The sequence below is a fragment of the Stenotrophomonas sp. 278 genome (assembly GCF_003935715.1).
GTDB lineage: Bacteria > Pseudomonadota > Gammaproteobacteria > Xanthomonadales > Xanthomonadaceae > Stenotrophomonas > Stenotrophomonas maltophilia_AH.
This window is the reverse complement of sequence record NZ_RHPP01000038.1, coordinates 20301-31713: the sequence shown is the minus strand read 5'-3', so window position 1 is coordinate 31713 and position 11413 is coordinate 20301. Positions and strand designations below refer to the sequence as shown.

At 65.0% G+C, this 11413-nt stretch carries 13 protein-coding genes and 2 pseudogenes; 4 read left to right on the top strand and 11 right to left on the bottom strand.

All coding sequences use genetic code 11. From position 1 onward, the window contains the following. Positions 1 to 111: 111 nt before the first annotated feature. The 3 genes and pseudogenes from EGJ34_RS22685 to birA form a co-directional block, all read right to left on the bottom strand. Positions 112 to 279: pseudogene (locus EGJ34_RS22685) on the bottom strand (SPOR domain-containing protein); the annotation flags it as partial. Positions 280 to 289: 10 nt separating this feature from the next. Next, positions 290 to 1027: a type III pantothenate kinase gene (locus EGJ34_RS08670; RefSeq protein WP_125360093.1), complete on the bottom strand. Its 738-nt coding sequence runs from the start codon at positions 1025 to 1027 to the stop codon at positions 290 to 292. Further along, positions 1024 to 2001, bottom strand: coding sequence for a bifunctional biotin--[acetyl-CoA-carboxylase] ligase/biotin operon repressor BirA (gene birA / locus EGJ34_RS08665; protein ID WP_185750114.1), 978 nt, complete (start codon positions 1999 to 2001; stop codon positions 1024 to 1026). Before birA ends, EGJ34_RS08670 begins: the two co-directional genes overlap by 4 nt. Before the next feature lie 120 nt (positions 2002 to 2121). Here birA and EGJ34_RS08660 point away from each other — a divergent pair, with 120 nt between their 5' ends. Both EGJ34_RS08660 and EGJ34_RS08655 read left to right on the top strand, forming a co-directional pair. Continuing rightward, a complete protein-coding gene (locus EGJ34_RS08660; RefSeq protein ID WP_125360091.1) occupies positions 2122 to 2397 on the top strand; it encodes a hypothetical protein in 276 nt (91 codons plus the stop codon). Then, entirely contained in the window at positions 2364 to 3167 is an 804-nt protein-coding gene (locus EGJ34_RS08655) for a M90 family metallopeptidase (protein ID WP_125360090.1), read from the top strand. The genes EGJ34_RS08660 and EGJ34_RS08655 overlap by 34 nt, the downstream gene beginning before the upstream one ends. 132 nt (positions 3168 to 3299) lie before the next feature. Here EGJ34_RS08655 and EGJ34_RS08650 read toward each other — a convergent pair whose 3' ends face one another. The 8 genes and pseudogenes from EGJ34_RS08650 to EGJ34_RS08615 form a co-directional block, all read right to left on the bottom strand. Continuing rightward, positions 3300 to 4724: a sensor histidine kinase gene (locus EGJ34_RS08650; RefSeq protein ID WP_125360097.1), complete on the bottom strand. Its 1425-nt coding sequence runs from the start codon at positions 4722 to 4724 to the stop codon at positions 3300 to 3302. Between the two features lie 23 nt (positions 4725 to 4747). Continuing rightward, positions 4748 to 5434, bottom strand: a complete 687-nt coding sequence (locus tag EGJ34_RS08645) for a response regulator transcription factor (protein ID WP_125360089.1) — start codon at positions 5432 to 5434, stop codon at positions 4748 to 4750. Between the two features lie 71 nt (positions 5435 to 5505). Continuing rightward, positions 5506 to 5874 carry a hypothetical protein gene (locus EGJ34_RS08640; RefSeq protein WP_125360088.1) on the bottom strand — a complete coding sequence of 123 codons (369 nt, stop codon included), beginning with the start codon at positions 5872 to 5874 and terminating at the stop codon, positions 5506 to 5508. A 227-nt stretch (positions 5875 to 6101) separates the two neighbouring features. After that, the gene (dusA, locus tag EGJ34_RS08635) at positions 6102 to 7118 is read right to left on the bottom strand and encodes a tRNA dihydrouridine(20/20a) synthase DusA (RefSeq protein WP_125360087.1); all 1017 of its coding nucleotides are present in this window, start codon (positions 7116 to 7118) and stop codon (positions 6102 to 6104) included. Positions 7119 to 7405: 287 nt separating this feature from the next. Next, positions 7406 to 7819 carry a hypothetical protein gene (locus EGJ34_RS08630; protein ID WP_125360086.1) on the bottom strand — a complete coding sequence of 138 codons (414 nt, stop codon included), beginning with the start codon at positions 7817 to 7819 and terminating at the stop codon, positions 7406 to 7408. Between the two features lie 200 nt (positions 7820 to 8019). After that, positions 8020 to 8763, bottom strand: coding sequence for a hypothetical protein (locus tag EGJ34_RS08625; RefSeq protein WP_125360085.1), 744 nt, complete (start codon positions 8761 to 8763; stop codon positions 8020 to 8022). A gap of 450 nt (positions 8764 to 9213) precedes the next feature. Then, on the bottom strand, positions 9214 to 9651 hold the full coding sequence (locus EGJ34_RS08620; RefSeq protein ID WP_260476941.1) for a nuclear transport factor 2 family protein: 438 nt from the start codon (positions 9649 to 9651) through the stop codon (positions 9214 to 9216). A 6-nt stretch (positions 9652 to 9657) separates the two neighbouring features. After that, positions 9658 to 10393 (bottom strand): annotated as a pseudogene (locus EGJ34_RS08615) (SDR family oxidoreductase). Between the two features lie 110 nt (positions 10394 to 10503). Here EGJ34_RS08615 and EGJ34_RS22510 point away from each other — a divergent pair. Then, positions 10504 to 10737 carry a LysR family transcriptional regulator gene (locus tag EGJ34_RS22510; protein WP_221740395.1) on the top strand — a complete coding sequence of 78 codons (234 nt, stop codon included), beginning with the start codon at positions 10504 to 10506 and terminating at the stop codon, positions 10735 to 10737. Then, positions 10738 to 11403 (top strand): substrate binding domain-containing protein, encoded by a 666-nt coding sequence (locus EGJ34_RS08610; protein ID WP_221740394.1) that lies wholly within the window; start codon positions 10738 to 10740, stop codon positions 11401 to 11403. The last annotated feature ends 10 nt before the right edge of the window (positions 11404 to 11413 follow it).

Genomic DNA, 11413 nt, shown 5'->3' with positions numbered 1-11413 from the left:
TGGACGAAGTCAGTGCGCTGATGGAGCTGGCCGCGCGCGCGCCGGGCGCGGGGCGGGGGGGGGGCCCGGGGTGCGCGGTGGCGGGGGGGAGGGCCGGGCTGCCGGGCGGGGCGGCGCCGCGGCGGCGGCGGCGGCGGGCGGGGTATCCAGGAACTGCAGGCGAGCGACGCCGGCAGGCGCTTCCACCGGGGTGGGCACGGGTTCGCCGCGCAGCATCCACCACAGCGCGACACCTACATTGAGAATGGCCAGAACGACGATCAGGGCACGGGTCAGCATGCGCTCGATCCTACCGTGCCGCCGGTGGCTGATGCACGGCCCAGCGCGCGAGGCCGTCCAGCACCAGGGCGGGATGGAACTGCGCATCGGGCAGCAGCGGCATCAGCGTCGGGGCACCGCCGCCGTGGATGAGCAGCGCTGGGCGCGTGCCCAGCACCTCACCCGCCCGCTCGCGGCTGCGCTCAATCAGCGCCACGGCCGCACCATCGCAACCGGAGGCCAGCGCATCGGCAGTGTCGTTGGCGAATTCGGAATACTGCCCGCCGCTGGCCGGCAACTGCACCGCACGCGCGTGCAGGGCTTCGCGCATGGTGGTGGGCGAAGCGGCAACGCGTCCGCCGTGGTGCTGGCCGTGCGCGTCGAGCAGGTCAATGGTGAGCGCTGTGCCCACCCCCGCCACCACCACCGGTTCGCGGCGCTCGGCCACGGCCAGCAGGGCCAGGTAGCGGTCCACACCGAACTTGGCCGGGTCGGCATAGGCGATGCGCAGGCCGGCATACTCCGCTTCGGTACGGGCCACGCGGACCTGCTTGAAGCGCTGCCCCAACACCTCGAGCATGCTGACCGTGAGCGCGGGTGCTGCCACGCTGGCCACGTAGGCGATGTCGCCGGAAGGCAGGTTCTCGATCTCCTGCGCTGGCATGGCTTCAGCGCCGTGCGGCCACGCCTGCACGTCACCGGCGCGCACACCTTGGAGCGACGCGAATTTGAAACGGGAATTCCCCAGGTCGAACAACCAGTCGCTCATTGCGCCCTCACGCTGACTTCCCCGGCATGGAACACCCGTTCCACGCCCTCGATGCGCACCCGCAGCGCCCCGTCCTCGGCCAAACCCAGCGCCTGCCCTTCGTGCCAGGTGCCACCGTCCTCCACGCGTACGCTGCGCCCGGCCAGGCTGTCGAGCGCGGCGTAGCGGGTCAGGAACGGGGCCAGCCCGTCCTGCTCGAACAGCTCCAGCGCCGGCAGCAGGTGTGCCAGCAGCCCGGTGACGACGGCGTTGCGGCTGACCTCGCCGCCCATCAAGGTGGTCAGGTCGGTCCACGGCTGGGTGATCTGCGCGGCGAATGCCGGCGGCATGCGCACATTGATGCCCAGCCCGATCACCGCCCGCGCCGGACCTGCGAACTCGCCGCCGCCCTCGACCAGCAGGCCGCCGAGCTTGTGCCCGTTGACCACGATGTCGTTGGGCCACTTCAGGGCCACGTCTTTCACGCCCTGGGCCTGCAGCGCCTCGGCCACGGCCACCCCGGCGACCAGGCTCAGCCCGCCCAGGCGCGACAGGCCGCCGGCAAAGCCGCGCAGGACCGATAGGTAGATGTGGGCCGCCAATGGCGAGGCCCATTCGCGGCCGCGACGGCCGCGACCGCTGGTCTGGCGCTCGGCCAGCAGCACGGCCGAGCCGCGCTGCGGCGCGCTGCACCGCAACAATTCGGTATTGGTGGAGCCGACGTTCCAGGCAACCTGCAGATCGTTAAGCAGGGGGGTCAACGCAGCCGGCAGCCCGGCGGTGATGGCGGCCGCGTCCAGCAACTCGACAGGCTGCTGCAGCTGGTAGCCATCACCGGCGCGGCCGTCGATCTCGATGCCGGCGGCTCTAAGTCCTTGAATTCGCTTCCAGATTGCGGCGCGTGTCTGGCCCAGCTCGCGGGCCAGCGCGTCGCCGGACAAGCGCCCGGCACTCAGTTTGGCCAGCAGTTGGCGGTCGTCCACGGCGGTGTCCATCGGAGAAACGGGAAAATTATGCGGGAAAGCGCCGGGCCGCGCCTGCCGCGGGTTCCAAACCGGGACCAGAATCGGGCTAGAATCGAAAATTACCCCACCCGCCCCCACCGGATGTCGACGATGCGCCTGTTCGCCCATTGCCTGCTTCTGCTGACGGCCCCGATGGCCGCGCAGGCTTCCGATGCGCTGACCCACCAGGGCCGGGGCGGCTGCGCGTATGCGTCGGCCGAGGCGGAGCGCACCGCTCCGTCCAACCCACCGGCCAACAGCGCTCCTTCCAGCAACAAGCCCAGCGTCACCCCGGCCGGCAGCACTGGCGGCGGTGGCGATGACGACGTGCTGCCGCGCCTGCGCGCGCCGAAGTGGCACAGCTTCCTGCCGGGCATGTTCCGCTGATCCAGTCGTTGCTGCAGTGGTTGCGGCCAGGTCCGCGCCCCATTCCCAATGAACATTGGCAACACACCTGCCAGCGCACCGCGTGGCTGCGCGGGTTGTCAGCGGTTGAACGCGACCGCCTGCGCCACTTGAGCGCCGTGTTTCTGCACGGCAAGACGATTACCCCGGTCGGCGGGCTGATGCTCCAGGAGCGCGACGCGGTGCTGATTGCGGCATTGTGCTCCCTGCCCCTGCTGAAGCTCGGCGAAGTGGGTCTGCAGGGCTGGTCGCAGGTGCTGGTATACCCGGAAGGCTTCGTCGTGCCGCAGAGCGAGGTCGATGAGGACGGCGTCCTGCACGAGTGGGAAGAAGACGCTATCGGCCAGGTGTCGCACACCGGGCCGCTGCTGCTGTCCTGGCAGGACGTACAGGCCGAACTGGCCCACCCGCACGAGGGGGCCTGCGTGGTGGTGCATGAGATGGCGCATCGCATCGACATGCTGGATGGAGTGATGGACGGCACCCCGCCGCTGCCGCGCGAGTGGCAGCAGCAATGGGCGGCTGATTTCCAGGCGGCGTTTGATGCGCTGCGCGCGCAGGTGGATGCCGGGGAAGAGACCGTGATTGACCCGTATGGGGCGGAAGCGCCGGATGAGTTCTTCGCGGTGGTGACGGAGTATCACTTCTCCGCGCCGGATCTGCTGGAGCAGGAAATGCCGGCGGTGGCCGGGCATCTTCGGCGATTTTATGGGGAGCCGCCGGCGGTTCGGCTACCGACCAACGGTCGGTAGCTACCCTTTGCTTGTCGGGGCCGTTGCGGGTTGGGGCCGTTGCGGGTTGGTGCCGTGGCGGGTCGGTGCCGTGGCGGGTCGGTGCCGTGACACACCGGTAGGTACCGACCGTTGGTCGGTACGCTGCACGCTCTACGGCCCGGGCGGCAACTTCACTTCAAACCGTGCGCCGCCCAGTTCCGGCGAACGCTTCACCTGCAGTTCGCCGCGGTAATCCTTGATCAGGTCCTGCACGATCGACAGGCCGATGCCGTGGCCCTGCACGCGCTCATCGCCTCGCACACCCCGCTGCAGGACCTTGGCGATGTCCTCCGGTGCGATGCCCGGGCCGTCGTCATCCACCGACAGCAGCAACCCAGCACGACGCACACCCGGCGCGGTCAGCGACTTGGCGGTCAGCAGCACACGACGGTTGGCCCACTTGAAGGCGTTCTCCAGCAGATTGCCCAGCAGCTCCTGCAGGTCGCCGGGTTCGCCGTGGAAGCGTGCCGCTTCGTCGATGTCGAATTCGCACAGCACGCCCTTGCTGGCATAGACCTTCTCCAGCCCGCGCACGATCTCTTCCGCATTCGACTCGATCGGCAGCGGCGCCGAGAACAGCTTGTGACCGGAAGAAGCCGCGCGCGCCAGCTGGTAGGACACCAGGTTGTTCATGCGCCTCAGCTGTACGTCGAACTCGTCGCGCAGGTCCTGGTCCTGCGCACCGCTGTCCAGCTGCGTGCGCAGCACGGCCAGTGGCGTTTTCAGGCTGTGCGCGAGATCGGCCAGGGTATTTCGCTGGCGCTCAAGGTTTTCGCGTTCGCTTTCGATCAGCGCGTTGATGCTGTCAGTCAGCGGCTCAAGCTCGCGCGGATGGCGCTCGCTCATGCGCTCGGTTTCACCGCGCTGCACCTTGGTCAGCTCGGTGATCACGCGCCGCATCGGACGCAGGCTCCACTGCAGAATGACGGTCTGCAACAGCAGCAGGATCAAACCCGCACCGCCCATCCAGAACCAGACCCGGCCACGGAACACGCGCAGCTGCGCACCCAGCGCGCGCGAGTCTTCCATCACATAGATCGTGTACGGGAATTCGGTGGCTGGATCAGCATCTGCGTCCCAGACCAGGCCCAGGCCATAGCGGTACACCGAGCCTTCGCTGCCGTCGATCTGGATCATCGGCAGCGGGCCCTCGAAGACCTCCTGGCGCGGAGCCAGGATGCCGCCGCCCACGGTGGGCAGCATCGGTCCTTCGGCGGACATCGAGTTGCCCTTGCCGTCCGGCATCACCACCTGCAGGTACAGGCCGCTGCCGGGCACGTCAAAGCGCGGGTCCGGTGGCTGTTCGCGGATGTAGAGCGAGCGGTCGCGCGTGAAGTCGATACCCGCCGCATAGGCGGTGGCGTAGTTCTTCAACCGCTCGCGCAGATTGGCGCGGGCGGTGTCGGCGAAAGCGGCATCCAGCGCATAGCCGGCGATGGCCAGAAAGGCCAGCAGGCTCACACTGGCCGCCAGCAACTGACGTGCCTGCAGTGAGCGCGGCCGCCAGCGTTTAAAGAACCACAGACGGCCTGACATCATTCAATCGCCAACGCTGAAACTCAGCCCTCGTGGTTGCGCGGGATCGCGAAGCGATAGCCTCGGCCACGCACGGTTTCAATCGGCTTGAGCTCGCCATCGGCGTCCAGCTTCTTGCGCAGGCGGCCGATGAACACTTCCAGCACGTTCGAGTCGCGGTCGAAATCCTGCTGATAGATGTGTTCGGTGAGGTCGGCCTTGGAGACCAGTTCACCGGCATGCATCATCAGGTACTCCAGCACCTTGTACTCGTAGCTGGTGAGGTCCACGTTGCTGCCATTGACGCTGACCGTCTGCGCGGCAAGATCGAGTGCAACCGGGCCGCATTCCAGGGTCGGCTTGCTCCAGCCAGCGGCACGACGCAGCAGCGCGTTGACGCGGGCGAGGAGTTCTTCGACATGGAACGGCTTGACCAGGTAATCGTCGGCCCCCTGCTTGAGGCCTTCGACCTTGTCCTGCCAGCTGGAACGGGCGGTAAGGATCAGTACCGGGAACTTCTTGCCCTCGTCGCGCAGCGCCTTGATCAGTTCCATGCCCGACATCTTGGGCAGGCCCAGATCGATGATGCCGACGTCGAACGGCACTTCGCGGCCCATGTACAGACCTTCCTCACCGTCCTGCGCAGCATCGACGGCAAAGCCTTCGCGCTTGAGCCGGGCTGCCAGGGTTTCCCGCAGCGGGGCTTCGTCTTCGACCAGAAGGATACGCATGAACTCTCCCTAGTGTCCTGGGTGTGGCCTGGGGCCAGTGGATTTCGTTGTTGACGGCCAACTATCCCTGTTCAGGGGTTATCGCCGCGTAGTGATGACATATCCGACCGGGGCGTGCGGGGCTGTGAACGTGGCTGCGCCGGGTCGTCCATGTAGCGGACGCGACCGCGGTCATCCATGTACTTCACGCGGTTGATGTCCCGCCCGTCGAACGGCACCCGTTCCGCCCCCAGGATGTGACCGCCGGTGGTGCGCTGGACCCGACGCACCGCGTCGGACAGTGACCGTTCCTGCGGCGCACTGCGCGCGGCCCGCATGGCCTCGGCACGGGCCGGGTCCGGCGGCGGCATCTGGGCGCTGGCACTGCCAACAGCAGCGACGGCACCCGTTGCCAGCAGGGCGGCGACAGCAAGGCGGCGGTGGCGGGTCACGAAGAACATCGGTTCGATCCTAACGGACGGCGTCAAAACGTTCAAAAGTTGTGAATCGATCAGTGCCCGCCATCGGCCAGCACTTCACGAATCTTTTGCAAATTCTTGGTTTTACGCAGTGAATCCGGTCTGAACTTTTCCGGGTGCTCCGTGGCTACGTTCATCTAAGTGAACCATAGCGGGAAAACGCCAAAAGGATCAAGCGGCGGCCGTGACGGCGGTCACGGCTGTTCAGGTCAGGCCGCGACCCGTTCGGCCTGGGCACGGGTGATCTCCAGCGCCTGCTCGATCAGGCTCCAGTCCGCGCCTGGGCGGTGTGCGCCCTCGCTGAGCACCTGGCGGAACGCGCGTCCACCGGGCTGGCCGTGGAACAGGCCGAACAGGTGGCGGGTGATGTGCTTCAAGGCCAGGCCGCGTTCCAGCTGATCCTCGATGTAGGGGCGCATGGCCCGCAGCAGTGCCTCGCGCGGTTGCAGCGCCGCGCCGGTCTGGGCGGCCTCCAGCTGATGCAGCAGGTAGGGGTCGTGATAGGCCGCACGGCCCAGCATCACCCCGTCCAGCGCCGGCAGCTGGGCCTGGCAGGCCTCCACCGTGGCCAGCCCACCGTTGAGGACGATGGGCAGGTGCGGGCGGTCGGCCTTGAGCTGGTGCGCCCAGTCGTAGCGCAGCGGCGGGACTTCGCGGTTTTCCTTGGGCGACAAGCCCTTCAGCCAGGCATTGCGGGCATGCACGATGAACATCGCGCTGCCGGCGTTGGCCGACTGATCGACGAAATTCAGGAAGTTTTCGTAGCTGTTGTCGTCATCGACACCCAGGCGGCATTTCACCGTGACCGGGATGTCGACTGCCGCGACCATCGCCGCGACGCATTCAGCCACAAGGATGGGCTCTCGCATCAGGCAGGCCCCGAAGCGGCCGGCCTGGACGCGGTCGGACGGGCAGCCGCAGTTGAGGTTGACCTCGTCGTAGCCCCACTCCTGGGCAATGCGGGCGGCCTGCGCCAGCAGTTCCGGGTCGCTGCCACCCAGCTGCAGGGCCAGCGGGTGCTCGCTGCCGTCGTAGCCGAGCAGGCGTTCGCGGTCGCCGTGGATGACAGCGTTGGCGTGGACCATTTCCGTGTACAGCCGCGCGCCCGGGGCCAGCAGCCGGTGGAACACGCGGCAATGGCGGTCCGTCCAATCCATCATGGGGGCGACGGAAAGGCGGATGGAAGCGGCGTAGCGGTCCGCGGCGGTGGGGGCAGGCAGGGTCATGGGCAGGCGGGGCTGATGGGGGCGGGGTTTGCCCGCGCAATCAATAGTTTACCTGCCTGGGGTGAATGGTGGCTTTGGGGGGGTGTCTCCTTGCGCTGGGATCACTGCGGTTGTTGATTTGGTAGCGTCGGTCGACAGACGACGGCCGATCACGACAATCACTGCTGTAACGCCTGACCTTCGAACGGAGACGCGCTTCTGCGTTGATGATAACTCGTTACCGTGCTCATCGCCGCTATGGGCCGTCGTCTGTCGACCGACGCTACCCGCGCTGGCGCGCAATTGCGTCAATATGCAGCGTGAGAAAGCAGCTCCACCGTGGTGCCCTGCCCATCGCTGAGCATGCGCGTGCCATTGGCGTTCACCTGACCCTCGATCATCCGGGTTCCGGCCTCTTCGTCACCCTTCCACAGTGACACCTGCACGCCGCCCATTGCGGGCGCATCATCCCCCATCGGCGGGTTGACGGTGGTGACCAGGGTGTACATAGGACCTTCGTGATTGCTGATCGCTACTGACGCCGGTGCGCCGGCAGCTACCTGCAGCACAGGGGCCATGACTTCCTTGTCATGGGCCATCACTCTGAGCGAGAGAACGTGGGTGTCCTCCGTACTGTTGGCCAGCTCTAGCGCGGCCACCGGAGCTGCGACAGCGAAAATAGGACTCGATGCAAGCAGCAGCCTGCGGGTGAAACGGGGCATGCGTCACCTGTGCTATCGGAATGAACGCGAAACTCTAACGATCACCCGCACTGATTGACCTCGGAGATCTCTGATTCTTCGGTAGCGCAACTGCTCTCAACTTCATCCAGCACCTGGACACCGACCGGATCGATGCCGTGTGGGTAGCGAAGGTCGACCACGACTGCGAAGAGAGTGTCGGCACCCGCCGTTCATCACGGTCAAATCTGGCGACAGAATGTTGCAGATGGCGCTACACCGGATGAGCCTTGATAGATCGGCGAGTCGCAGAATGCGCGTACGATTTCCCGGCCGATGCGCCCTCGGCTCTCAAATTTTGCCAACCGCAGCAATGCGGAAGCGCCCTTACGTTCTGTGTCCTCGAGAAATTCAGACCTCGAGTCTGCTGGAAGCAGAAGGTTCAGGACGTTCGAGCGCGACTTCTTGGACAGCCCATCGCCATCCTCGGAGACGACCTCAACCTCCATGATAAACGCCACATCGCGCCCGCCTTCCAGTAGACCGCTACTCTCCGACTTCTTCAGGAGCGCTGCGGCACTCGAAGCGAAGCCGTGAAACGCTGATGCCTCACCCCATCCGTCAGCCCTGAGCGTGATCCAGACTTTAGGCGGATCGGATAGATCCATGTGGTGGATCGTCACGATGTTCTTGTCGAGTTTCTTGAGCTTCTTATCGCGCTCTGCTCGCTCATCCGCTGCCTTTTTCCCGGCAGTCTTTACTGGATCTTCGACGGGGCTCGATGCCTTGGCTGCCGCCGACGCGGGAGTTGAAGCACCCTGCTCCGGGACATCCGCTACCAGAGATGCCCCAACCAGCAAGCCAACGAATGCGGCGAGTCCCGCGCACAGGTTTCGCTTAAGGCCTGCCCAGCCTCTTCGCTTCAAAAGAGAGGCAACGCTCAACCAAAGGCCAACAACCACCAGCAGAACCAGGACGCCCTTCATTCACAGCTCCATCATTTGGAAAGGAAGCGGGGATGCTATTGATCTAGATAGTTGAGTAAAGGCTGAAATCGACATCTGGAAGAGTTTCCCGGCTGCTACTCAGTTGTTCGCTGTGAGTACGGGCCTCCTTGGGAAGAGAAGTGAACATAGGGTGCGTGACGCTTCTGGCCACTTCGCGAGGATTAACCAGATAGCGTCGGTCGATGGACGACGAAAATAACGGAAATCGCTACTGTTGCGCAGGGCGCTTGAACTGAGATGCGCTACTGCGCTGGTGATCACTCGTTACCGAGCCGATCGCCGTTATCGGCCGTCGTCTATCGACCGACGCTACCGACGCCCGAGTCGCGCCGATTGCGCCGATTGCGTCAATCGCATCGGTCGCGTCGGTCGCGTCGGCCGCGTCGGCCGCCGAATCGCTACTGCGCCGCAGCACTCCATAGAAGCCCTTCAGCTTCTCTGGCGCGGAGGCAGGAAGCCTACCGCCTTGGCGAGGTCTGGCCAGGGTGAAACGGTCTCGCCGCATACCTGCCAGCGACCAGCACTGTAGCGCAGGCGCAATTCGTATAGCGCCGGGTCGGCAGAAGCTCCCATGCGTCGGTACAGCACCGCGACTGCGGTGTCACCCTCCTGCTCCACATGCAGCACCCGTTTCTCCGTGGAGAGCGGTGGTTCACCCGCAGCACCACGTTCGCGGAATTCCTGGAACATATCGTCGCGCGACAGTCGTGTAATCCCGCCTTCCGGGGTCAGGACCAGGAATGCCAGGTCATCCGTATACAAAGCCTCCATCTCGTCCATGCGGTAGTGGCTGCCCGTTTCCGCCAGCACGTCGATGAAGTCCAGCAGTTCAGTATTTGATTGAGTCGTCATGGTGATGATCTCCAAAAGGTATCAAGACAGGAACATGCCGCCGTCAACGCGAAGTTCGGCACCGTTTACGAAACTGCTTTCACTTGAAGCGAGAAAGAGCGCGGCATTGGCGAGTTCCTCCATCACCCATGCGTCCCGCCGGGATCCGGTCGCTCATTGACTGAAGAAAGGCTGCGCGATCAGACTCGGGCACGCCCAGCTTCTCGACGATCGCAGCATCCACAGGGCCCGGGCTGAGCACATTGACGCGGATGCGACGGTCCTTCAGCTCAAGCGCCCAGCTACGCGCGAACGCTTCGATCGCCGCCTTTGCTCCGGCATAGGCGTGACCAGGCAGCACCCTTGCTGATGCCAGCGAACTGGTGACGATGATGCTCCCTCCCGCTCGCATCACCGGGACTGTCGCCTGCACGCCGAAAAAGACGCCGCGCGTGTTGATGGAGAACTGCTGATCGAACTCCTGGGGAGATACAGCGGCGGACTCATTGATGGTCAGCACACCGGCATTGACCACGTATGCGTCGAGGCCGCCAAACGTGTCCCGCACGTACGCGGCTGCCTGGGAATGATGCTCGAGATCGGCAACATCCCCGCGCAGTCCAACCGCGCCATGGCCAATGCGCTCAAGCGCCTCGTCCAGGATGCCTTGCCGGCGCCCGGTGATGACCACCTGCGCACCCTCACGGGTAAAGAGACAGGCCGTCGCCAGGCCGATGCCGCTATTGCCACCGGTGATGAGCGCGACCTTGTTTTCCATTCGATTCATAGCTGATATACCTTGCATCCTGGGGATGCACAGACCTTAGTCCTCACCCGTCCCGGCCGGAAGACGAGCTGTCGAACTTCAGTTGTTCCAAGGAGTCACAGATGAACCTGCTCAGCAACACGGCTACCTTGCTGGCGTTCGTGCGCTCTGTGGAAGCGGGGTCGTTCAGTGCAGCCTCGCGTGCCCTCGGCCAGACGCCTTCATCGGTGTCCAAGTCGATCACCAGGCTTGAAGCCGAGCTGGGTGCGAAACTCTTCCACCGATCCACACGGTATCTGCAGCCTACCGAGGAAGGGCTGGCCCTGTTCGAGCGCGTGACTCCGCTGCTGCGATGATTGGAGGATGCGGCCGATGCGATCCGCACCGACGGTGATGCGCGCGGCCTGCTCCGCGCCAGCATGCCGAGTGAAATCGGGCGACTGCTGTTGGAGCCTTTATCCACGCGCTTCCTGGACGCTCACCCTGGACTGCAGTTGGATCTGTCGCTGTCTGATCATCTTGTCGACGTCATTCGTGAGGGCTACGACGTCGCATTCCGAATCGGGCATCCCGCAGACAGCGAGCTGATGGCGCGCCCTATCGCCTCTTTGACAATGATCCTGGTGGCCTCCCCCGAGTTGCTTTCCCGCCACGGTACGCCCGGCACGCCAGATGACCTGCGCAGGATGCCAATGCTGCGATACCTGTACGAGGGTCGAACTGCCGCCCACATGTTCGCCGACGGAACCAGTGTGCAGCCAAGTGGCCGGGTGGGCCTGAATACCGGCGTTGCTCTCCGTGCGGCAGCGCTCGCCGGCGTGGGTGTGGCACACCTGACGCGTTGCACCGTGCAGCACGACCTCGACAGCGGCGCGCTGGTGCAAGTACTCCCATCGCTGCGCCTTCCCAGCCTTCCGTTGCAGTCCATCCATGCGTTTGGCCGCCTTCTGCCGGCGCGGGTTCGTCTGCTCACTGACTTCGTCGAAGCAGAGATGCGTCGGATCCTGGATGACCGACACTAACCAGCCGGGC

Coding starts and splice junctions, on each gene's coding strand:
- EGJ34_RS08650 (WP_125360097.1), bottom strand. CDS start 4,724: ATGTCAGGCCGTCTGTGGTTCTTTAAACGCTGGCGGCCGCGCTCACTG.
- dusA (WP_125360087.1), bottom strand. CDS start 7,118: ATGACCCTGCCTGCCCCCACCGCCGCGGACCGCTACGCCGCTTCCATC.
- EGJ34_RS08640 (WP_125360088.1), bottom strand. CDS start 5,874: ATGTTCTTCGTGACCCGCCACCGCCGCCTTGCTGTCGCCGCCCTGCTG.
- EGJ34_RS22510 (WP_221740395.1), top strand. CDS start 10,504: ATGAACCTGCTCAGCAACACGGCTACCTTGCTGGCGTTCGTGCGCTCT.
- birA (WP_185750114.1), bottom strand. CDS start 2,001: ATGGACACCGCCGTGGACGACCGCCAACTGCTGGCCAAACTGAGTGCC.
- EGJ34_RS08660 (WP_125360091.1), top strand. CDS start 2,122: ATGCGCCTGTTCGCCCATTGCCTGCTTCTGCTGACGGCCCCGATGGCC.
- EGJ34_RS08625 (WP_125360085.1), bottom strand. CDS start 8,763: ATGAAGGGCGTCCTGGTTCTGCTGGTGGTTGTTGGCCTTTGGTTGAGC.
- EGJ34_RS08645 (WP_125360089.1), bottom strand. CDS start 5,434: ATGCGTATCCTTCTGGTCGAAGACGAAGCCCCGCTGCGGGAAACCCTG.
- EGJ34_RS08670 (WP_125360093.1), bottom strand. CDS start 1,027: ATGAGCGACTGGTTGTTCGACCTGGGGAATTCCCGTTTCAAATTCGCG.
- EGJ34_RS08630 (WP_125360086.1), bottom strand. CDS start 7,819: ATGCCCCGTTTCACCCGCAGGCTGCTGCTTGCATCGAGTCCTATTTTC.